The sequence below is a fragment of the Thioalkalivibrio sp. ALJ2 genome (assembly GCF_000378325.1).
Classification (GTDB): Bacteria; Pseudomonadota; Gammaproteobacteria; order Ectothiorhodospirales; family Ectothiorhodospiraceae; genus Thioalkalivibrio.
On record NZ_KB899557.1, the window covers coordinates 36,299 to 56,730 of the forward strand.

Genomic DNA, 20,432 nt, shown 5'->3' on the forward strand with positions numbered 1-20,432 from the left:
CGGTTGCGCTAAGGATGTTATACCATAACGTCTCGATTGAGCCCCGACAACACGGATCGGCCACCGTCCCGTGATGGGGTCGACCCGCCTGCAACAAGGTGTCTTATGTCCTCTACCTGTGTGTCTCCGGTCTCACCGGATACGGAAACCTCCGCGACCGATCCGCTACCGGATATTGCCGCGTCGGCTGCTACGCACGCCTCCGCACTCGACTGGGTGGGTATGGAAGACATCACCCTTCCGCTGTATCTGACCGGCCAGCCAGTGGTCGCCCGGGCCAGCGCGGGGGTGAGCCTCGATGACGCGGGCGCGCGCGGTATCCATATGTCACGGCTCTACAGGGCCCTGCGGCAGCTGGAGTCCCGCGAGCTGGACGTTGCGCGGCTGTGTGATGTGCTCGAGGCGTTTCTGGCTTCGCACGGTGGCCTGTCCAGCGTGGCGGAGGTCCGTCTTGCCGGGGAGCTGCCGCTGGAACGGCCGGCCCTGGTCAGTGCGGCCGCGGGCTGGAAGCGCTACCCGTTCCGGATCGCTGCACGCAGCGAGTCCGGGGCTGTGTCCCTGGAACTGGAGGTTCAGGTGGGCTATTCCTCCACCTGTCCCTGCTCCGCCGCCCTGGCGCGGCAGGCGATCCAGGAGCAGTTCGACCGCGACTTCACACGCTCGGCCGTGGATGCGGCAACCGTGCGCGAATGGCTGGGCCGGGCCGAGGGGATTGTCGCGACGCCCCATAGCCAGCGCAGCGAGGCAACCGTTACGGTCGGTCTGGATCCGCTGATATCGACGCTGCCCCTGCCCGATCTGATCGATGGTGTGGAACAGACGCTGGGCACAGCCCTGCAAACGGCGGTGAAGCGTGTCGACGAGAAGGCCTTCGCGCTCGCCAACGGCCGTAACCTGATGTTCTGCGAAGACGCCGTACGGCGCCTGGACAGCACCCTGCGCCCGGAGTACTCCGCCCGCGGCTATCGCATCCACGTTCGCCATCGCGAGAGTCTGCATGCGCATGACGCGGTCGCCCGTGTTGAACGAAGGGTGACCGACCATCGCTGAAGCCGTCGGCCCGTTGCGTACCGGCATGCCTGGCGGTGACGACGATGCATAAAAAAGCCGCCGGATTGCATATCCGGCGGCAACGCTTACGGAGGTTGGAGAGACCAAAGGCAGAAAGCCGCCTTTCGTCCTGGCGACACACAGCTGTCCGGGCTGCGCATCTAAATGAGAATCATACGCAACTGTGTATTGGTGTCAACATGCTCGGTCAGTAATGCTGTGTGCCGTTTGGTGAGCCGGTATCGGCTTGAGGCTACTCCGGGTTCGGGAGGGTCTGATGAGGCTGCAGCGGGTCGTGCAGGCCGCGATGCCGGTCGGCCATCGGTTCGGCCACGATCAGGTAGTCTGCGCCGTGTTTCAGCCCCTCCTGGCTGCGGGCCAAAGGCAGGGCGCGTTCACGCAGGACCTCGATCTGGTGGTGCATGGCCTTGGCCAGACCCTCGTCGCTGAAATGCGGCAGCTGCCGCAGGCACAGGTCGAGCTGGCCGTTGACGAACCGTTCGCGATAGTGGATGGGAAAATAGCGGACATCCAGAACCCGGAATCCCGCGATTCCAAGCTGGCGCATGACCCAGGATGATGGGTATTCGCGATAGGGCCGGTTGCCCGCAATCAGCAGGCAGGCGTCACGCAGGCGTCCGATCTCCCTCACGAGCGCGCCGGCTTCATCTTTCGGTTCCACCAGCACGTAAGGTTCGACGCCCACCAGATACAGCCGGTCGCCCACGTGCGGCCGCAACCGGTGCAGGGCGCGGTCCTGCCAGTAGGGCGCGAAACCTTCGATGGCCCCGATAAAGTAGTCCAGCAGCACCGTGTCAAAGCGTTCACCGAACAGAAGCTGATCCGACATCCAGTTGCCGACCAGGATGCGGTCCTGCCGGCGCCGCGCCGTGCCCGCCGCCTTGCGGGTCGTGCGCGCCATCTCCTGGGAGGCCGTTACCGCCGTCCAGCGCTCGGTGTCCAAGTGGCTGATCCACTCGATGGACTTGCGACCCGTCCCGGCATCAAGAAAGCTGCCCCAGGGCTGGTCGCCCTGCGCCTTCTCGATGGCCTGGAAAATCGGCGAAGTGCCATTCGCACTGGTGGATGACGAGTGGGCGGTGTTGGATGTCATGGCGTCAGTCGTTGCTTGCGGTGGGGATGAACGCGTCGGGTCAGCGCAGCATGGCGGCGAGGCGGGCGCCGAGCGCGAGCATGACGTTGACCAGGACCAGCACCGGTGCGAAGGGCTGATCCAGCGGCAGGCTGATGGTCCAGGCGACAAGGAACCCGAACAGGGCGATGCCCTGCGTCCAGAGCACCAGCCCGGTGAGGTTGCGTGCGAGCCAGGCTGCACCCCAGGCCGGCAGTAGCAGGGTGGCCAGTGCAGCCGGAAGTCCCAGGACCATGCTCCCCAGAACGATAGCGGCGACCAGCCAGACGATTTCGCCGAGATGCTGCCAGACAGCCGGCCTGCTTGCCGCCGACACATCCGGTGCGATCTGCGCATGCAGCCATACGCGGAGGAGCACCGGGACCATCAGGAGGGTCAGCAGGCTCAGACCGATCGCCGCCCAGAGCTCATTGGGGCCGGCAAAGTAGAGCTGGCCTTCGGCCCAGGCAGCGGCCGCCAGGCTGGCCTGAGCAAAGTTGGCGGCCAGTAGCGTGACCGCTGCCAGGCCGGCGAGGAAAACGGCCAGGGGCAGGCGCTCCCGATCCCGGCTGCGCTGCAGCAGCACCATGATCCCGCCACCCAGCAGCAGCGCCACGGGCAGCACCGGCCAGTGCAGGACCGAGGCGAGAACCCCGCCCACGGCTGCCCATTGCCCCAGGGCCAGCGCCTGCCAGACCGATCCGCGCAGGAACAGACCGGCCCCGGCGAGCGCCAGCACCATGGTGACGAGCACGCCGGCAATGAAGGGTGTCAGCAGCAGGTCACCCGGCATCCAGGTACTCCGCAAGTGGATGGTTCTCCAGGCCGAGCGCCTGCAGGAATTCATCGTCGTGGCTGGTGATCAGCATGCTCGTCTCGGCCGGGACCGCCCTGATCAGTTCCACCGCGTCGGCACGGACCTCGGCATCCAGATGGTTGGCGGGTTCATCCAGCAGGATCAACCGCTGCGCCGACGAGTCTTCACCTCGGCTGGTCAGCACGGCGGCCAGACGCAGAAGTTGCCACTGACCGCCGCTCAAGCAGTCCAGCCGCCGATTCAGCAGGGCCCGAACTCCTTCATGTTCGGGCACGCTGGCCCCCATCGCGCGAAGCCAGTCGTCTCCAGACAGGGGCCAGGGCTGCGGGCGGGCGTGGTCCTGAGCCAACAGGCTGGGTCGCGTACGGGGGGCGAGTTCAAAACGCCCGCCGTGAACGCGGGCCTGTCCGGTAATGGCTTTCAGCAGTAGCGATTTGCCCACCCCATTGGGTCCGGTCAGGGCCCAGCGGGCACCTGCCGGGATCTCCAGGGACAAAGGCCCGATCACCGGACGGTCGAACCCGAGGAGGGCCGACTGGGAGTGCAGGATGGGCGGGACAGGCTCGGGTGGCATGCAGGTTCGTAAGAATGGGGCGGTGGCCAATGATAACGGACCCGGAAAGTGGCTTTCCGGGTCCGTCGTGACAGCGGCTTCTCCTTTCTTCAGCGCTGGGGCAGGGCCTGCGCCCAGGTGCTCATCAGTTCGAGGTAGCCATCGAGGCCGGAGTCCGCCGGCGGATCCAGTGGTACGGCATGCGTCGGCCAGCCCAGGTTCCGTTCCAGGAATTCGGCGCCGCGAGGCGGCTGGAACTCGGCGTACAGGACAGTGCCCTCGGTGCCTTCGAGATCGTCCACGAGGCTGCGCAGATGGCGCGCGGTGGGCGGGATCCCCGGCGCCGGTTCCAGATAGCCGACGATCTCGACTGGCAGCCACTCTTCCAGATAGTCGAGGTCCTCGTGGTAGACCACGATGCGCTGGTCAGGCTCCACGCGCTCGGCCAGCTTCTCGGCGTGTTCGCGCAGGCTTTCGGCGGCTGCCTCTGCACGCTGCACGAAGGCCTCGGCGTCATCCGGCCGCAGTTCTCCCATGCGCTGTCCCAGTGCCAGGGCGAGTTCGGCCATACGCAACGGGTCGGCATTGAAATGCGGATTGCCCTCCTCGTGCACGTGGCCCATGTTCGGCCCGTCCATGGTGATGGAACGGCGCAGTTCGACCTTGTCGGCCGCGCGGAAGTGGCCCGGCTGCCCCGAGTTGATTGCACGGTTGTTGGCGCCGCGCTGGGCGGCGGGCAGCCAGCCTTCTTCCAGACCGGCGCCCAATTCCAGCAGCATGTCGGCCCGGCGCAGGGCGGCCATGAAGCTGGGGCGGGCATCCAGGTAATGTGCGTCGCGGTCCGGCGGCGCGAGCACGCGGACCTCGGCCTCGTCGCCTCCGATCTCGCGGGCCAGGGCACCGAGGCTGGATGTAGTGGCCACGATGTTCAGTCCGGCGGCTGCCTGCGCGGGTAGCAGGATGAAGGTGAGTGCCGCCACCGAGGCCACGGCGGCGAGGGTCCGGGTGATACGGGTGCGAGTCTTGCTAAAGGACATGCGGGACTCCTGGTGATTTCGGGATACGGATGGGGCCGACAGGGCATCAACGGTCCTGCCGACCCTGAACGACGCGATACTGATCAGAAGCGGTGGGCGCCGTGCGCGCCGAGGGCCACGTTCAGCTGCAGCATGAATTCCAGCCCGCGGTCGCGATCACCGTCCTCGTCGACGAAGTCGTTCTGCGACAGCTGCGCGCGCAGGAATACCGGCTCCACGGGGCGGAAGGTGACCTGGGCGGAGTGGCGGTAGCTCGTGCCAAAAGAGGGCTCCGCAAAGTTGCGCTCGCTGCCTTCGTTGGTGGGCAGCCCGCGATTGGTCAGGCCCAGGGCCTCGGAACGCAGGCCGGCCTCCCAGCGTGGGGCGAAGCCGTACACCCCCTGGATATAGAGACCATCCTGGCGCGCCTTGCCGCTACCCTGGGCGTTGCCGGCGATGGTGGTCTGGTCTTCGCGACGCTGGTAGTCGACGTCGATCTCGCGATAGAAGTACTCGCCCTGCAGCCGCCAGTCGCCGTGCCCGTAGGCGCGGCCCGAGCTGTACTTGTAGACGGCGTCCAGCCCGGCGAACCAGGCATCGCCATCCCATTCCTCCAGGCCGGAGCCATGCTCGGTCTCTTCCTGCCAGGTGTTTGCGTAGCCGCCGGAGACGCCAAACTGCATGGCGTGATCCGGTCCCAGATCCGGGCCGAACTTGGCGAATGCGGTAACGAGCCGGGGTCCCGAGACATCCGAGAACGAGGATCGAATGTCGTCCCCGGCGTTGGTGGTATGCGTGCCGCCGCCGCCCTGATAGGGGATAAAGCTGTTGTCGCCCTGAAGCAGTTCCACCCCGAGCTGGATGTAGGTCTCGGTCGGAGCGAGCCAGGTGGCCTGAACGCCGGTTTCCTGCAGTCCGTGGTCGCCGAACAGATATTCGTTGACCAGCGGGCGGTCGACGAAGTCCCAGTCATGGACGTGGCGGCTGTTGATGTAGCCGATGTCCGACAGGAATTTACCTGCCTTGACCTGGAAGCCGCCGGGCAGGGCTCGGGTGGTCAGGTAGGCCTCTTCGACTTCAACATGGTCCTCGTCGAAACCGATCATCAGCACGCCATCGAACAGATCGCCGAGGTTGGCCTCGAACACCAGCTCGCTGTGCCCGAGGTTGAAGCCGTCGTCGAACCCGTGGTCATGCCCGTTTCCGTGGTCGTGCCCATGGTCATGGCCGTCATCGAAGCCGGCTGGGTCGCTGATACCGCGGGACATCTCGTTGTAGTAGACCCCTTCCAGGATCAGTGAGATATCCAGCCCCCAGTTGCGGTCTCCCGCGCGCGTCTCCCACTGCTGGGCGGTGGCGGCGGTCGGCACGGCGAGCGCCAGGGCGGTCAGTCCGCCCAGGGCGGGGCGGAGCAGGTGTGTGTTGTGCGGCATGACGGACTCCCAAACATGTACAGACACGCCGAAGGCCTCAGCGTGAATAAATTGTTATATCGTTACACGACGATGTCACGTTATAAGATAACGTTTTGGGGCGCAACCCCGACGGCGGCCGGAGGGACTACAGGTGCCTGGGAATCCCGACGCTTGTCAGGGCTTTGGCCCAGACCTCGAGCTTGGCCTCGAAGCTCCAGCGGGCGTTGGCCGGACTGGTCGATGGCAGGCGCAGGGCCTCGACGCCGAGTGCCCGGGTTTCGTGCAGACGGCGTGCGCTTTCCGCGCCGTTGTGCAGGGCGAGGCGCAGTTCCGGCGCTTCCCGTGTCAGCCGCGTGAGGTCGTTGGGTACGGCGGCACGGATGGCGCTGTCCAGGCTGCCCTCGCGCCGACAGGTGCCGTAGACATCCCAGAGGCCGATGCGGTGCGTGAGCAGGCGCTGGATGCGTTCGGGGTATTCAAGATCGGGGAAGGGCTCGCCGAGGATGGCGGCCATAATCGGCCAGAACTGGTTGCGCGGATTCGCGTAGTACGCCTGTGCCTGGAGGGAAGCTACGCCGGGGAAGCTGCCCAGCACGACGGCGCGGGTGCGGGTGTCCAGGACCGGGGGAAATGCCTGGAGGGTGGCGGGCACGGCAGTCAGGCGTTACGGCAGTCCGCGCAGTGCCCGTGCAGCTCGACCATGCGCGAGTCGATCGCAAAGCCCTGGGCGGTGGCCTGGGCTTCGAGTGCCTGGGTGGCTGGCTCCGGGGTATGGAACTCGGTGATCTGGCCGCAGCCGTCACAGATCATCAGCGCGGATTCATGGCGCTCACCCGGGTGAGAACAGGCGACGAAGCCGTTCAGGCTCTCGATGCGGTGGATCAGGCCCTGCTCCAGCAGGAAGGCCAGGGTCCGGTAGACCGTTGGTGGCTTGATGCTGTGGTCATCCGAGGACAGCGCATGGATCAGGTCGTAGGCCTTGATCACGCCGTCGGTGCGCAGGATCTGTTCGAGGATGCGGCGGCGCTGCTCGGTCAGCCGCGCACCGCGTCGGGTGCAGACACGCTCGGCGTCCGCCAGTGCCTGGTCGATATCTGCCGGACTGTGGGAATGCGCTGTCGAGGTCATGGGGCCTAGGATAGCGGAAAGTGGCTCGGGCCTCTCGGCGTTGGTCGAGGGCCCCTGCCTCGCTAGCGCCGCTCGATCTCTGTTGAATCTGCGTCTTGCGCCGCGGGGGTGGCCGAGGCGGCATCCGCAGGCGCCGCTTGCGTCGCTTCGTGACGCGCAAAGACCCCGGCTGCCCAGCGCGCGCGCTGCTCGGGCGGTTCGGTGCCGTCGCGCCCGACCAGGTGCGCGTCCACCGCGAGCAGCCGGCTCTCCAGTCCCTCGCCATTGGCGATCTGGATCGCAAGCCCGGGGCGGGCATTGAGTTCGAGAATCAGGGGGCCGCGGTCCTGATCGATCACGACGTCCACGCCCAGATAGCCCAGTTTGCTCAGTTCGTAACAGCCTGACGCCAGCTGCATCAGTTCATTCCAGCCGGGGATTTCCAGCCCGACAATCGAGTGTTCGGTGTCGGGGTGTTCCCAGATGGGCCGGTTGTGCTGCACGCCGCCGATGGTCCTGCCGGAGGCCAGGTCGATCCCGGTGCCGACCGCACCCTGGTGCAGGTTGGCCTTGCCGTCGGAGTCCTGGGTGGGCAGGCGCATCATGGCCATGACCGGGTACCCCCGGTAGACAACGGTCCGGATGTCGGGCACGCCACGATAGGTGATCTGGTCGAAGGCCGAGGAGAACCGGACCCGCTGCTCGACCATCGCGACGTCTGGACGTCCGCCCAGGCTGTACATCCCGGAGAGGATGTTGGAGCAGTGGTCGTGCAGCTCGCTCATCTCCATTGTGCGGCCGCTGGCACGCCGCAGCCGATCCCCGCGCCAGCCGGTAATGACCAGGATGCCGTCGCCGGCAGCCCCATGCGCCGGTTTGATCACGAAGCCGTCGGGATAGGCGCGCAACAGACGCTCGAGTTTGCGAATCTCGTGATGCGAACGGACGACCCCGTAGAGTTCGGGTACCGAAAGGCCGGCATCCAGGGCGAGGCGCTTGGTCTCCAGCTTGTCGTCCACCCGCGGGTAGAACCGTCGGTGGTTGTACTGGGCGATGAAGCGGGCGTTGCGCGCGTTCATCCCCACAATGCCCTGCTCGCGCAGGGTCCGTGGGAGCACGAAGCGTGGCAGCCAGCCCATGTTAGCGATCCTCCGAGCGTCTGGAGGGCTGCATGGCCTCCTGCATGCGGCCGAAACGGAACAGCTCGCTCAGGCGATAGCCCGTGTAGCGCCCGAGCAGCAGGGTCATCGCCAGCAGTACCAGCAGCAGTTCGGGGAATACGAACAACAGGTGTTCCAGGTGGCGATTGGCCATCAGCCCATAGGCGGCGGCGGCCACGGCCAGGCTGCCGATGCCCTGGGTGATCGCGTCCGATGGACCGTGTTCTTCCCAGACCACGGACATGCGCTCGATCGTCATGGCCAGGATGACCATCGGGAACAGCGACAGCGCGAGCGCCCGCTCGAACCCCAGCTGGTGCGAAAGGATGCTGATCCCGAGCATCAGCATGATGACCACGCTGACCACTGCCGCCAGTCGTGGCACGAGCAGTAATCGCAGGTGTTCGAGATAGAAGCGCACGGCCAGCCCGAGCGACACGATCAGGGTGAACAGGATGATCCCGGCCAGCAGCTGCGTCTCGCGAAAGGACAGCGCGATCAGCACCGGCATGAACGTGCCGAATGTCTGGACGCCGATCACGTTGCGCAGGAACACGATGATCATGGCCCCCAGGGGGACCATGAGCAGCACGCGGTAGGTGTTCTGGGTCCCCAGCGGGAGATTCAGGGTGGAGAACTCCATCAACTGGGCGTTGACGGTCTCGCCGAATCGCTGGGCGGTGGTCAGGGCGTCCTGTACGCCCCGCGAGACGGCAAAGCGGACCTCGGCGTCGCGTCCGTTGGAGACCTCCAGCAGGGGCGCGGACCCATGGGCCCAGACGACCACATCGTCCGGGTATTCGATCTCGCCCGACAGCGGGTGAATGGGCACCCAGCGCCGCGTGTTGTGGACCTCGATCCAGGTTTCTGGCCGTATGTCGCGGCGCCCGTCGCGCAGGTGCAACGTGGTGACCATGCGCGCGGGGATCCGGGCCGTAGCCAGGAGTTCGATCAGCGTCTGACTGCGTTGTACGCGGTCGCCGCCGTCATCGGCGAATACCGCGGCATTCGATGCGGGTGCGGCGTGTGCGAGGTCATTGACCAGCACCGAGGCGAAGGTCTGGATATCCGAAGACCGGCTGCGGACGTCCTCGATCAGCGCATCCGCCGCGGAGCGGTAGGGCTCGGTCCATTCAGGGGCCCCGACGGGGCCTGGGTAGTCAGCGTCCGAGCGGTCATCGCTGTCGCGGTAGAGGGTCGCCCGGTAGTACAGCACCTGTTCTCCGCGCGGCTGCCGTGTGGTCCATTGGGCAATGCGGTCGTCCTGGCCGCGCAGCGTATTCAGGCCATAGCCGCGCGAGACGAAGCCTTCATCCAGGATGGCGAAATTGGGCAGGCGATCCGGGATGCGCAGTTGCACGTTGGCCGCACCCCCGGTGGGCTGATAGCGAACGCGTGCTTCAACCTGCCAGGTCTCGGCCGATGCCCCGGGCATGACGGGCATGTCCAGGGCGATGACCTTGTACGCAAAGATCCCGAGCCCGATCGTGCTCAACAGCACGATCAGGATCGGGAGATGAAAACGTCTCACGAATCGTCGTCTCCGCAGTCGGGCGCGTAGGTATGTTCGGCCCCGGAGTCGACCAGAATATGCCCGGCCAGGTGCGTGCGGCCAATGAGGGCCTGATAGGTGAGGTTAGTGCGGTCGATGAGGGTCGTGTCGCCCTTGATGCGCTGGTCGCCGATGCAGAACTCCATCGCGATTACCGGGCGCTCCTGGCTCTCGCCGCTGTGACGGCGGATACGGACGATGCGCTCGACCGGGCGTTCCAGGGTGATATAGGCGTCGTCGTCATCGGGGTCGATGACATCGAAGCGGATCCAGTCCTCGCCGTCGCGCTCGAACTTTTCCTTGTTGAGTGCGTTCAGGGACGATGATGTCGCCCCCGTGTCCAGGCGCGCCTCCAGCACAATCCCCTCGCCCACGATCTCGACATCTTCGACGGTGCCCAGAATGGCCAGGGATGACGGATCTTCCTTCGCGTGTACTGGGGCCAGGGCAAGGGCCAGGCCCAGCAGCATTCCCCCGAAAGCGGTTTTCGTTAAGCTGGACGGAAGGGTTGGGCGTATGGACACGGGGCCTCCTCGGGTATGGGGGACAAAATGGATCCTAGTGTATCCCAGAGGCGTCACGGCCCATGTTAGACAGTTCACAAACCTTCTTGGGAGGCGCGATGCGCTGGGTAGTCGATCTCGACGATCTGAATATGGACGATGTGGCCAGGGTGGGCGGCAAGAACGCCTCCCTGGGCGAGCTTCTGCGCGAGCTGGGGCGGGCGGGTGTGCGCGTGCCCGGCGGGTTCGCGACCACGGCCGACGCCTTCCGTGCGCATCTGGAGCACGAGAACCTCGCTGCCCGGATCAAGGCGCGCCTGGCCGATCTCGACATCAACGACATCGAGGCCCTGCGCGAGGCGGGGCGCGAGGTGCGCGGCTGGATCGAGGCGGCGCCACTGCCGGACGAACTGGAACAGGCGGTGCGCGAGCACTACGGCAAACTGGGCGATGACGTGCCCGTCGCCGTGCGCTCATCGGCCACCGCCGAGGATCTCCCCGAGGCCTCGTTTGCCGGACAGCAGGAGACGTTTCTGAATGTGCGCGGTATCGATGCGCTGCTTGCACGCTTGCGCGAGTGCTTCGCCAGCCTCTACAACGACCGCGCGATTGCCTACCGGGTGCACAACAACTTTGCCCACGACGAGGTGGCCCTCAGCGCCGGCGTGCAGCGCATGGTGCGTTCCGATGTCGGGGCGAGCGGGGTGATCTTTACCCTCGACACCGAGAGCGGGTTTCGCGACGCGGTGTTCATCACTGGCGCCTGGGGTCTTGGCGAGACCGTCGTGCAGGGCGCGGTGAACCCGGACGAGTATCAGGTCTACAAGCCGGCACTGGCGGCGGGCAAGCGCGCGATCATCGGTCGCACCCTAGGCACCAAGGCTGTCCGCATGGTCCTGGACGAGGGTGGCACGCGCACCGAAGACACGCCGCGGGACCTGCGCGAGCGCTTCTGCCTCAGCGACGCCGATGCCGAGCAGCTGGGTCGCTTTGCGGTCGCGATCGAGCAGCACTATGGCCGGCCCATGGATATCGAATGGGCCCAGGACGGCGAGACTGGCGAGCTGTTTATCGTGCAGGCGCGCCCGGAGACGGTGGAGAGCCGCGTCGAGCTCGGTGCGGGCGAGCGCTACGAGCTGGCCCCGCACAGCGAGACGCCGCTGGTCACCGGCAGGGCGATCGGCTCGAAGGTCGGTGCCGGGGTCGTCCGTGTGCTGGACTCCCCGGATTCCATGCACACCATGGAGGAGGGCGACATCCTGGTGGCGGACATGACCGACCCGGACTGGGAACCGGTGATGAAGCGCGCCGCCGCGATCGTGACCAATCGCGGCGGGCGCACCTGCCACGCGGCGATCATTGCCCGCGAGATGGGCATCCCGGCGGTGGTCGGCTGCGCCGATGCGACCGAGGCCCTGTCCGATGGCATGGAGGCCACCGTCTCCTGTGCCGAGGGTGACGATGGTCATGTCTACGCCGGGCGGCTCGACTATTCGGTCAAGAAGGCCGATGTCGGCGAGCTGCCGGAGCTGCCCGTCAAGCTGATGCTGAACGTGGCCAACCCGGGGCGTGCCTACGCCTTCTCCCAGCTGCCGCATGCCGGGATCGGGCTCGCACGGCTGGAGTTCATCATCAACGGCACCATCGGCGTGCATCCCCTGGCGCTGCTGGACTATGCCGAGGACCCGGGGCGGCTGGATGCCGATGTGCAGGAGCGCATCGCCGAGCGCCTGCGCGGGTTTGACGACGGCCCGCGCGAGTACTTCGTGCGCAAGCTGTCCGAGGGCATTGCCACGCTGGCTGCGGCCTTCGCACCGGAGCCGGTGATCGTGCGCCTGTCGGACTTCAAGTCCAACGAATATGCCCATTTGATCGGGGGTTCGGGCTACGAGCCGGAGGAGGAGAACCCGATGCTCGGGTTCCGCGGCGCCTCGCGCTATCGCTCCGACACCTTCCGCCCGGCCTTTGCGATGGAGTGCGAGGCCCTGCGTCGTGTGCGCGAGGAGATGGGGCTCGAGAACGTGCAGATCATGGTCCCGTTCGTGCGCACGCTGACCGAGGCCGAGGACGTGATCCGCGTACTCGGCGAGGAGGGGCTGCGCCGCGGCGAGAACGGCCTGAAGGTCGTGATGATGTGCGAGATCCCCTCGAACGCCCTGCTGGCGGCGCGCTTCCTGGAGCACTTCGATGGCTTCTCGATCGGCTCCAACGACCTGACCCAGCTCACGCTCGGGGTCGATCGTGACTCCGGCCTGGTGGCGGATTCCTTCGACGAGCGCGACGATGCGGTGAAGGCGTTGCTGACCATGGCGATCCGGGCCGCGAAGGATGCCGACAAGTACGTCGGGATCTGCGGGCAGGCCCCGTCCGACTACCCCGAGATGGCCGCGTGGCTGATGGACGAGGGCATTGATTCCTTGTCGTTGAACCCGGATGCACTACTCTCCACCTGGGAGCAACTGGCAAAGGTAAGGGGATAGGACATGGCCGATCCGCGGTGCCCGCAGGTGTATCTGGTGTCTGACGGGACCGGGATTACCGCGGAGACGCTGGCGCGTTCGCTGTTCACCCAGTTCCCGGACCTGGATCCGGCCTGGCATCGGTTGCCTTTCGTGCAGACCCCGGGTCGGCTGTCCAGCGTGTTCGCTCGGATCGAGGCCGGGCCGCAGCCGGCGCTCGTCGTGGCCACCCTGGCCAATGCCGACCTGCGCCAGGAACTGCGCCACAGCCCCGTCCCGGTGATCGACGTATTCGGGGAGCAGGTCGGGCGGCTGGAGGAGGTGCTCGGGGTCACGGCCCAGTCGGTATCCGGGCGGGCCCACGGCATGGGCGATGTGACGCGCTACGACCGTCGCATCGAGGCCCTGAACTACACGCTGTCGCACGACGACGGTCTGGCCACCCAGGATCTTTCCGTCGCCGATGTGGTGTTGCTGGGCGCCTCGCGTTCGGGCAAGACACCCACGAGTCTCTACCTGGCGATGAATTACGGGCTGTTCGCGGCCAACTACCCGCTGGTGCCGGAAGACCTGGGCCGGGATGATACCCCGCACATGCCGCGCAGCCTGCGCGGTCTCGGCGGGCGTATGGTCGGGCTGACCATCACCCCCCAGCGTCTGTCACAGATCCGCGAGGGCCGCCGCCCCGGCAGTCAGTACGCAAGCCTTGCCCAGTGCCGCGCGGAATGTGCCGCGATCCAGGAGTTCCTCGAGACCTGGGCCATCCCCCACCTGGATGTCACCGAGCTGTCGATCGAGGAGATCGCGACCCAGGTGCGCGACACCCTGGACCGGACCTGAGGCGGCTGGGCGCCCTCGGTCCGTTCAGCGTCTTCTTGGCATCCCGCCGGGCATGCCGGACAATGCTGCGCACTTTCCGTTGAATTGCCGCAAGGAGCCCGCATGAACGCCGCCGGACCCGGACAAGAGATTGCCATCTTCCTGATCAGCGTCGTCTTCGGGATCTACATCATCCTGCTGATCCTGCGCACGATCTTCGGGCTGGTGCGGGCGGAGTACCACAACCCGATCTCGCAGACGATCGTCATGCTGACCGACCCGCCGCTGCGCATCCTGCGGCGGGTGATCCCCTCGGTCGGGCGGGTCGACCTGGCCGCGATCGTGCTGATTATCGTGCTGAAGTGCGTTGAACTCTGGCTGCGCGCCGCGATCCTCGGCGCGGACGTAGGGTTTGGCGTGATCTTCTACGTTGCCATCCGCGAGGTCCTGACCACCGTGATCTGGGTGTTCATCATCGCCCTGATTGTCGAGGTCGTGATGAGCTGGATCCAGGCCGGAGGCGGTGGCGGGGGGCACAACCCCATCCTGCGCCTGGTCGGCGACGTCAATCGGCCTATCCTCGGTCCGCTGCGCCGGACGCTGCCGCGGGCCGGTGCGATCGATTTTTCGCCGATGGTCGCACTGGTCGGTCTGTACATCTTGCTGATTCTGGTGCGCTCTTTTTGATCGAGACCATCCGCGCCCCGAAACCCTCCTTTTTTGGCGGTTTCATCCGCGCGAAAAGGCGCTAGACTCGAAGACAGGGGATGGTGTCAGCCATGCCGGCGGCACCGCCTCTGCATTCCCGCAACGGCAGAGGAGTCAGCCATGGTAAGAGTGCATCGGGTCATCACCGGCTTCATCGTCGCCCTGGCGGCGGTTGTCCTCGGCAGCTCGATCGCGTCCGCCAACGAGGCGGAATTCGATAACTACGTGGTGTACTACAACGTCATCAACACCACCTTCCTCTCCCCCGAGGTCGCCCAGGCCTACGACGTGCGCCGCAGTTCCAACCGCGCAATGGTCAACGTCACCGTGATGGAACGGACTGACGATGGGCTCAAGGCCGTCTCCGCGGATCTCAGCGGCACCGCGACCAACATGAACGATCAGATGCGCAACCTGCGCTTTCGGGAGATCCAGGATGGCGACGCCATCTATCAGCTTTCCGAGGTGACTGTTCGCCGCGGCGAGACCCTCGAGTTCGCACTCGAGGTAACGCCGGAAGGCAGCGAGCGGGCCCTGCCCATCAGCTTCAGCCGCGAGTTCTTCGCTGACTGAACCATTGGTACCCCCGCCGGGAGGCGGGGGTTACATTGTCAGCCGCAGTAGCATCCAGCCGCCGTAGAGCAGGATCGCGGCTCCCGCCAGGGCGCGAACCCAGCGTTGTTGCACAAACGCAGCCATACGCGCCGCGAAGACCCCCATCAGTAGCAGATTCGGCAGCGTGCCCAGGGCAAAGGCCGCCATCAGCAGCGCGCCCTCGGTGGCCCCGCCGGCGCTGAGCGACCAGGCCAGCACGCTGTAGACCAGCCCGCAGGGCAGCCAGCCCCAAAGCCCGCCCACCAGCAGGGCCTGGCCGGCATTGCGCACTGGCAGAAACCGCCGACCCAGAGGCTCGATACGACGCCACACCACGCCACCGGCCTGCTCCAGACGCGCGAGTACCGGCCACCAGCCGCCGATGTACAGCCCCAGCAGGACCAGGAATACCGCGGCAATCCCCTGCAGGATCACCTGCCCGGCCGGCAGCCCGCCCAGCAGGGTGGCGCCCAGCCAGCCCGCAAGGGCCCCGGCGATCACATAGCTGCCCATGCGTCCGAGGTTGTAGGCCAGGAGCAGGTCGAACCCCGGGCCCCGGCGGCCATGTCCGAGCGAGATCGCGCCCACGATGCCGCCGCACATCCCGAGGCAGTGAACGCCCCCGAGGATGCCCACTGCAAGGGCGGCAAGCAGCGTGCCCGGGTCGCCCATCAGCGCCACTCCCTGTCAGTTCGGATCGGCGGCATCGCCCAGGACCTCGTGCTTGGTGCGGATGAATGTCGAGTGCGGGACATACAACAGATCGGCCAGGTGCCGGATCACGGCTTCCTGGCGCTTGTGCAGGTCCTGGTTGGCCCAGGCGGCGCGCCACAGTGCGCGCATGATGTCGGCCTTCTGGTCGGCATCGAAGGCCGCGTTGACCTCGCGCACCAACGGGTGGACGGATACGAGTTCGTCGCTCTTTTCCCGGGCGATTTCGAGCAGGCCGTCGGCGGTGTCCGCATCCAGTTCGAACAACTCGATCAGGCTGGCGCGCACGGAGTCGAGTTCGGCCTCGTGCAGTTCGAAATCGGCGCGGCAGACCTCCATGATCAGCGCGGCGGCCGCACGCTGCAGTCGGTGTTCGTCGTCGCCGGATTCGGTATCGCTCAGATCCGTGCGCATCAGGCGCTGCCAGTGGCGGCGCAGCTCGTCGATCATAAGGGTTCCTTTCTGCGGGCGTGTGCTTTGCGTATGGTGCCCGAATGCACGCCACGGACAAGTACACGGGTGAATCGCCCCCCGATCTGCTCCTGCTGTCCGGGGGTATCGAGAGCAGTGCCCTGCTGGCGCAGCGGCATGCGCAGGGCCGCCCGCTGCGCGCCCTGTGGGTGGACTATGGCCAGCGCAATGCCGAGCGTGAGCGGGCTGCGATCCGTGCCCTGGGCGCCGACTATGGGGTCGACCCCGTCGAGATGGACCTGCGCGCGCTGCGCCAGGCGTTTGCCAAACGTTCGGAGTGGGTCGCGCATGTGCCGTTGCCACAGCGCAACTTGCTGGTGCTGGCGCTGGCGATCAATCTCGCCGAGCACCAGGGGGCGGGGCGTATCCTGCTGGCGCTCAATCGCGAGGACCAAGGGCATGGCCCGGGTTCGCGCCCGTCCTTTATCGGGCGCCTCGCGGCGCTGGCGGACGAGCTGGTACCGGGGCTGGCGATCGAGGCCCCGCTGATCGCGCAGTCCAAGGCCGATATCATCTACACCACCGATCCGCTGGGGATCGACTGGTCCCGCACCTGGAGCTGCCTTCTGGCACAATCGCTCCACTGCGGGCGCTGCCCGCAGTGCCAGGCGCGCCGCGCGGCTTTCGCCTCGGCGGGCGTGCCGGATCCCACCGACTACCGCGAACCACCCCGATGACCGAATCCGTCCTTCCCAAACATGTGATCGAACGCCTGGAGATCGCCATTCTCACAGGTGAGACCCTGCAGCTGAACTGGGCCGAGCCCGACTCCAGCCAGGCCTGGTGGGGCAAGGTGACCCCGCGCGAGGTCCGCGAGGCGGACGGATATCACTGGCTGGACGGCGAGTGCGAGGGGCGTGACGTTCAGATCCGGCTGGACCTGATCCGCAACCTGCCGACTCCGGTCAAGTAACGGGCCGTTCCCGGCCCGGAAGTCCGGGCAGCAGGTCGGCCAGCGATTCCAGCAGCAGAAACTCCCGCGAGTCCATCGGCTCCCCGCGCTCGTCCGGGTAGCGCATGCCGCGCAGCTCGGTCAGGCCCTGCCGGGCTGCGCTGGCCAGGGCCAGCAGGTTGTCGTCGACCAGCAGCGTACGTGCCGGATCGTAGGGGGTGATGCGTTGCAGCCGTTCCCAGAAGTCGGTGTCTTCCTTGGCGCACTCCAGGTCGTGGGCGGAGACGATCGTGTCCAGGTGATCCCCGATCCGCGTGATCTGGTGCTTGAAGTTGTAGACCTTCGGATGGGCGTTGGTTACCAGCACGCGTCGGCGGCCGGAGCGATGCAGGGCGCCCAGCAGGGCCTCGGCGTGCGGCTTGATTGCGACGTGGTGGGCCAGTTCGCGCTTCAGCCCGAGCACGTCGAGACCGGTGAACCGGGTCCAGTGATCCACGCAGTACCATTCGAGCTTGCCGCGCACGCGTTGCATCTCGTCTTCCAGGCGCCGGCGGGCGCATTCCGGGTCGTCCGGCTGGCAGCGGATGTACTCGGCGGGGATCAGCTCGCGCCAGAAGCGGTTGTCAAAGTGCAGATCCAGCAGTGTACCGTCCATGTCGAACAGCACGGTGTCGATGCTCGACCAGTCGACATGCACCGATGATTCCTGCGGATTCGGATTTTTTTCGGGGTTTTTGGGGTCCACAGCGAACGGAACCTCAAAGAGGGTGATTGCGATGGCTCCCATGGTACCTGAATCCCGTCTGGCCCCTGGCCCGCTCTTTCTGGCGCTGGTTTCCCTGGCGCTGCTGCCATTTTCCGCGCAGGCGATGGACCCGAGCGACCCCGATTACGACCCGCTCGAGGACGACAGCCTGTGGGGCGAGACTGTATCGCCGGACCAGACCCAGACCACCAGCCCGGAGATCAAGTTTCTGACCGAGGAGCCGGAGCAGGTCCCTCATCACCACCAGAACCAGATCACGCTGAGCTCGTCTTCGCTGGAGGACGGCTGGGTGGATCTGCGCCAGTGCCACAGCGATATTGCGCCGATCCGGCGCATGGTCATTGCCTACAACGAAGAGCGAATCGAGGACCTTCAGGTCGAATCCACTACCAACATCGACCTGGCCGAGGCACGGGGCGACCGGGTCGACCTGCGCGGTGTCCACAAGGATTCCGAGGTCTGTGTCACCGCACGCATGCGTGTGATCGAACACGAAGGTGATGGCGTCTACACGATGGAGAACGGGCCCTTCGTGCGGCGTTTCCTGGATGGCTACTTCCCCATGCGGGTCACCATGGCCGTAAACTGGGGGGATCTGGACCTGCGTCTGGAGGAGACCCACCCCGAGGCACAGGAAGGCTTCGACGTCGTCGAGTCCGACCATGGCATCATCCTCGACACCCTGTTCGAGGGCGAACTGAGAACCCAGGTACGGCTGCGCAACGCCGAATAAAACGTCTATGAGTCGAGACAAACCGGATGTCCAGGGCCGCCGGACCGTAGCCCGAAGTCGGCTGTTCGAGGTCGAGGAGCTGGATCTCGAGTTCAGCAATGGGGCGCGCACCTGTTACGAGCGCCTGATCAGCCGGGGCAACGGCGCAGTCATCGTCGCCCCGGTGCAGCCGGATCGCACCGTGCTGCTGATCCGCGAATACGCGGCCGGCACCCACCGCTACGAGCTTGGCCTGCCCAAGGGCCGCATCGAGGCGCGCGAGGACATCCTGGTGGCGGCAAACCGCGAGATCATGGAGGAGGTCGGGTATGGCGGTCACCGCCTGACCCACCTGGGCGCGCTGACGGTCGCGCCCGGCTACATGTCGCACGAGACCCATCTGATCGTGGCGGAGGATCTCTACCCCCAGCGCGAGGAGGGTGACGAGCCGGAGGCCATCGAGGTCGTACCCTGGTCGCTGGACCGGCTGGGCGAACTGGTCACCCGCGAGGATTGCACCGAGGCCCGTTCCATCGCGGCACTTTATATGGTGCGCGATTTTCTCGACGCCTGACCCGGGTTCTGCCAAGGTACGCGCATTCCGTACCGTTCGAATCAGAAAGGATGCCCCGATGAACGAACCGCCCAAGGACGCGGCCCTGACCGCCCTGATGCAGGAAGTGGGTGGTCTGGCCGAGGATGCCGGCCATGCCATTCTCGAGGTCTACGAGACCCGCTTCGCGGTTACCGAAAAGGACGATCGCTCCCCACTGACCGAGGCCGACCTGGCCGCGCATCGCGTGATCGCACAGGGGTTGCGCGAGATCGCGCCGGAGTGGCCCGTCCTCTCCGAGGAGGGGCAGGACGTACCATTCGAGCGCCGCAAGCAGTGGCGGACCTACTGGCTGATCGATCCCCTGGACGGGACCCGCGAGTTCGTCAAGCGTACGGGTGAATTCACGGTCAACATTGCCCTGATCCATGACCACGAGCCGCTGATGGGCGTGGTCTGGAGTCCGGTGCTTCAGCGTCTGTATGCGGGCCACGCTGGAGGCGGCGCCATCCGCCGCGATGGTTCCGAGGCCCCGCGCGCCATCGAGGTGGCACGCGACCGTATTGATACCGAGCACCCGCTGGTGGCGGGCAGTCGTTCGCACGGGGCCGAGCGGCTCAAAGCGGTTCTGGAACGCCTTGGGACGCACGAGTTGGTGAGCCTGGGCAGCTCGATGAAGCTCTGCATGGTGGCCGAGGGAGCCGCGGATATTTATCCGCGCCTGGGGCCGACCAGCGAGTGGGATACCGCGGCGGCGCATGCGGTCGTGCGGGCCGCGGGGGGGCATGTGACGGACCTCCACGGGCAGGAGCTTCGCTACAACACCAAGGAGAGCATGCTCAATCCCGAGTTTCTGGTCTGCGCCGGCGATCCGGCGCGCTGGCTGCGCCGCCTCGGCCTCCCCGACGCGTAGCCTTCTCCCGCCCACCAGCTAGCGGGCCTTGGCGTGCCCTGGTTGGCCCTCAGCGTCGTTGAGGCTGGGCCGGGTTCGGCATCTGGTGTTTACTTGCTTTCGGTCCGCTGCCTGCCATGCGCTGTTTCGGCAGCGCACCCCGCCAGTTGTTGATCAAAAACGGACTTCTTTGCTCGTGCAAAGAAGTAACCAAGAAACACGCCCGGGATTCGCCCGGGGACCTTGCTTCAGGGCCCTCGGGCCGGCGGCGCTGAAACTCGCTGCGCCTTTGGCTTCGCTCAGACAGTCAGCGCCCCGTGTCTATTGTGAATCGTCCGGCCTGTCACGCCCTCCACAAGGGGCTCATATCGGGAGGGAAGGTCAAAACAGGCGGTAGCCCCGAGCTGTAGGGTGCGGTTGAGCGCAGCGAAACGCACCGGTCCGGCGTTGGGGCAACCCTGATGCGATTCGCTGCGCTCATCCGCATCCTACGAGGGGGGCTGGCGCCCGCTGGCGGGCGCGGCACGCCAAGGCCGAAGGCCGAGCGTGC

At 66.2% G+C, this 20,432-nt stretch carries 23 protein-coding genes; 10 read left to right on the forward strand and 13 right to left on the reverse strand.

The annotated features are described in order from the left end of the window. The first annotated feature begins 105 nt into the window (after nucleotides 1-105). Nucleotides 106-1,050 (forward strand): GTP cyclohydrolase FolE2, encoded by a 945-nt coding sequence (gene folE2 / locus F468_RS0109240; protein ID WP_081601221.1) that lies wholly within the window; start codon nucleotides 106-108, stop codon nucleotides 1,048-1,050. Nucleotides 1,051-1,303: 253 nt separating this feature from the next. Here the strand turns inward: folE2 and F468_RS0109245 are convergent, their stop codons facing one another. The 10 genes from F468_RS0109245 to F468_RS0109290 all read right to left on the reverse strand — a co-directional run bounded on the left by F468_RS0109245 (nucleotide 1,304) and on the right by F468_RS0109290 (nucleotide 10,272). Then, nucleotides 1,304-2,164, reverse strand: a complete 861-nt coding sequence (locus F468_RS0109245; RefSeq protein ID WP_018139449.1) for a class I SAM-dependent methyltransferase — start codon at nucleotides 2,162-2,164, stop codon at nucleotides 1,304-1,306. A gap of 40 nt (nucleotides 2,165-2,204) precedes the next feature. After that, nucleotides 2,205-2,975: a metal ABC transporter permease gene (locus F468_RS0109250; protein WP_018139448.1), complete on the reverse strand. Its 771-nt coding sequence runs from the start codon at nucleotides 2,973-2,975 to the stop codon at nucleotides 2,205-2,207. Continuing rightward, a complete protein-coding gene (locus tag F468_RS0109255; protein ID WP_012983798.1) occupies nucleotides 2,965-3,573 on the reverse strand; it encodes an ATP-binding cassette domain-containing protein in 609 nt (202 codons plus the stop codon). Before F468_RS0109255 ends, F468_RS0109250 begins: the two co-directional genes overlap by 11 nt. Nucleotides 3,574-3,662: 89 nt before the next feature. Further along, nucleotides 3,663-4,589, reverse strand: a complete 927-nt coding sequence (locus tag F468_RS0109260) for a metal ABC transporter substrate-binding protein (protein WP_018995029.1) — start codon at nucleotides 4,587-4,589, stop codon at nucleotides 3,663-3,665. Nucleotides 4,590-4,672: 83 nt separating this feature from the next. Beyond that, entirely contained in the window at nucleotides 4,673-6,001 is a 1,329-nt protein-coding gene (locus F468_RS0109265; RefSeq protein ID WP_012983796.1) for a hypothetical protein, read from the reverse strand. A 127-nt stretch (nucleotides 6,002-6,128) separates the two neighbouring features. Beyond that, nucleotides 6,129-6,635, reverse strand: coding sequence for a DNA-deoxyinosine glycosylase (locus tag F468_RS0109270; protein WP_012983795.1), 507 nt, complete (start codon nucleotides 6,633-6,635; stop codon nucleotides 6,129-6,131). A 5-nt stretch (nucleotides 6,636-6,640) separates the two neighbouring features. Continuing rightward, nucleotides 6,641-7,111, reverse strand: a complete 471-nt coding sequence (locus F468_RS0109275) for a transcriptional repressor (protein ID WP_012983794.1) — start codon at nucleotides 7,109-7,111, stop codon at nucleotides 6,641-6,643. Nucleotides 7,112-7,173: 62 nt separating this feature from the next. After that, the gene (locus tag F468_RS0109280) at nucleotides 7,174-8,229 is read right to left on the reverse strand and encodes an alpha-L-glutamate ligase-like protein (protein ID WP_018139443.1); all 1,056 of its coding nucleotides are present in this window, start codon (nucleotides 8,227-8,229) and stop codon (nucleotides 7,174-7,176) included. A 1-nt stretch (nucleotide 8,230) separates the two neighbouring features. After that, nucleotides 8,231-9,781, reverse strand: a complete 1,551-nt coding sequence (locus F468_RS0109285) for an inactive transglutaminase family protein (protein WP_018995030.1) — start codon at nucleotides 9,779-9,781, stop codon at nucleotides 8,231-8,233. After that, nucleotides 9,778-10,272, reverse strand: a complete 495-nt coding sequence (locus F468_RS0109290; RefSeq protein WP_018139442.1) for an ATP-dependent zinc protease — start codon at nucleotides 10,270-10,272, stop codon at nucleotides 9,778-9,780. The genes F468_RS0109285 and F468_RS0109290 overlap by 4 nt, the downstream gene beginning before the upstream one ends. A gap of 152 nt (nucleotides 10,273-10,424) precedes the next feature. Here F468_RS0109290 and ppsA point away from each other — a divergent pair, with 152 nt between their 5' ends. The 4 genes from ppsA (at nucleotide 10,425) to F468_RS0109310 (ending at nucleotide 14,864) form a co-directional block, all read left to right on the forward strand. After that, entirely contained in the window at nucleotides 10,425-12,785 is a 2,361-nt protein-coding gene (ppsA, locus tag F468_RS0109295; RefSeq protein WP_018993259.1) for a phosphoenolpyruvate synthase, read from the forward strand. A 3-nt stretch (nucleotides 12,786-12,788) separates the two neighbouring features. After that, nucleotides 12,789-13,604 carry a pyruvate, water dikinase regulatory protein gene (locus F468_RS0109300; protein WP_018139440.1) on the forward strand — a complete coding sequence of 272 codons (816 nt, stop codon included), beginning with the start codon at nucleotides 12,789-12,791 and terminating at the stop codon, nucleotides 13,602-13,604. Nucleotides 13,605-13,706: 102 nt separating this feature from the next. Beyond that, nucleotides 13,707-14,270 carry a YggT family protein gene (locus F468_RS0109305; protein ID WP_018139439.1) on the forward strand — a complete coding sequence of 188 codons (564 nt, stop codon included), beginning with the start codon at nucleotides 13,707-13,709 and terminating at the stop codon, nucleotides 14,268-14,270. 141 nt (nucleotides 14,271-14,411) lie between these two features. Continuing rightward, complete coding sequence (locus tag F468_RS0109310; RefSeq protein WP_018139438.1) at nucleotides 14,412-14,864, forward strand: DUF4426 domain-containing protein; 453 nt, start codon at nucleotides 14,412-14,414, stop codon at nucleotides 14,862-14,864. 30 nt (nucleotides 14,865-14,894) lie between these two features. On the opposite strand, the gene F468_RS0109315 is transcribed toward F468_RS0109310, so the two are convergent. Together F468_RS0109315 and F468_RS0109320 are read right to left on the reverse strand one after the other, a co-directional pair. Continuing rightward, nucleotides 14,895-15,557 carry a sulfite exporter TauE/SafE family protein gene (locus F468_RS0109315; RefSeq protein ID WP_012983786.1) on the reverse strand — a complete coding sequence of 221 codons (663 nt, stop codon included), beginning with the start codon at nucleotides 15,555-15,557 and terminating at the stop codon, nucleotides 14,895-14,897. Nucleotides 15,558-15,572: 15 nt separating this feature from the next. Beyond that, the gene (locus F468_RS0109320; protein WP_018993257.1) at nucleotides 15,573-16,046 is read right to left on the reverse strand and encodes a TerB family tellurite resistance protein; all 474 of its coding nucleotides are present in this window, start codon (nucleotides 16,044-16,046) and stop codon (nucleotides 15,573-15,575) included. A gap of 44 nt (nucleotides 16,047-16,090) precedes the next feature. On the opposite strand from F468_RS0109320, the gene F468_RS0109325 reads away from it, so the two are divergent. Continuing rightward, nucleotides 16,091-16,744: a 7-cyano-7-deazaguanine synthase gene (locus F468_RS0109325; RefSeq protein WP_012983784.1), complete on the forward strand. Its 654-nt coding sequence runs from the start codon at nucleotides 16,091-16,093 to the stop codon at nucleotides 16,742-16,744. After that, complete coding sequence (locus F468_RS0109330) at nucleotides 16,741-16,980, forward strand: hypothetical protein (RefSeq protein ID WP_012983783.1); 240 nt, start codon at nucleotides 16,741-16,743, stop codon at nucleotides 16,978-16,980. Before F468_RS0109325 ends, F468_RS0109330 begins: the two co-directional genes overlap by 4 nt. Here F468_RS0109330 and F468_RS0109335 read toward each other — a convergent pair. Then, the gene (locus tag F468_RS0109335) at nucleotides 16,973-17,746 is read right to left on the reverse strand and encodes an HAD family hydrolase (protein WP_018139434.1); all 774 of its coding nucleotides are present in this window, start codon (nucleotides 17,744-17,746) and stop codon (nucleotides 16,973-16,975) included. The two genes, F468_RS0109330 and F468_RS0109335, sit on opposite strands and share 8 nt — an antisense overlap. On the opposite strand from F468_RS0109335, the gene F468_RS0109340 reads away from it, so the two are divergent. From F468_RS0109340 to cysQ, 3 genes are read left to right on the forward strand one after another with little or no spacing between them, the layout of a single operon-like run. Then, complete coding sequence (locus F468_RS0109340) at nucleotides 17,745-18,458, forward strand: hypothetical protein (RefSeq protein ID WP_018139433.1); 714 nt, start codon at nucleotides 17,745-17,747, stop codon at nucleotides 18,456-18,458. The two genes, F468_RS0109335 and F468_RS0109340, sit on opposite strands and share 2 nt — an antisense overlap. 7 nt (nucleotides 18,459-18,465) lie before the next feature. After that, nucleotides 18,466-19,011: an ADP compounds hydrolase NudE gene (nudE, locus tag F468_RS0109345; protein WP_012983780.1), complete on the forward strand. Its 546-nt coding sequence runs from the start codon at nucleotides 18,466-18,468 to the stop codon at nucleotides 19,009-19,011. Between the two features lie 58 nt (nucleotides 19,012-19,069). Beyond that, a complete protein-coding gene (gene cysQ / locus F468_RS0109350) occupies nucleotides 19,070-19,903 on the forward strand; it encodes a 3'(2'),5'-bisphosphate nucleotidase CysQ (RefSeq protein ID WP_018139432.1) in 834 nt (277 codons plus the stop codon). Nucleotides 19,904-20,432: the final 529 nt, after the last annotated feature.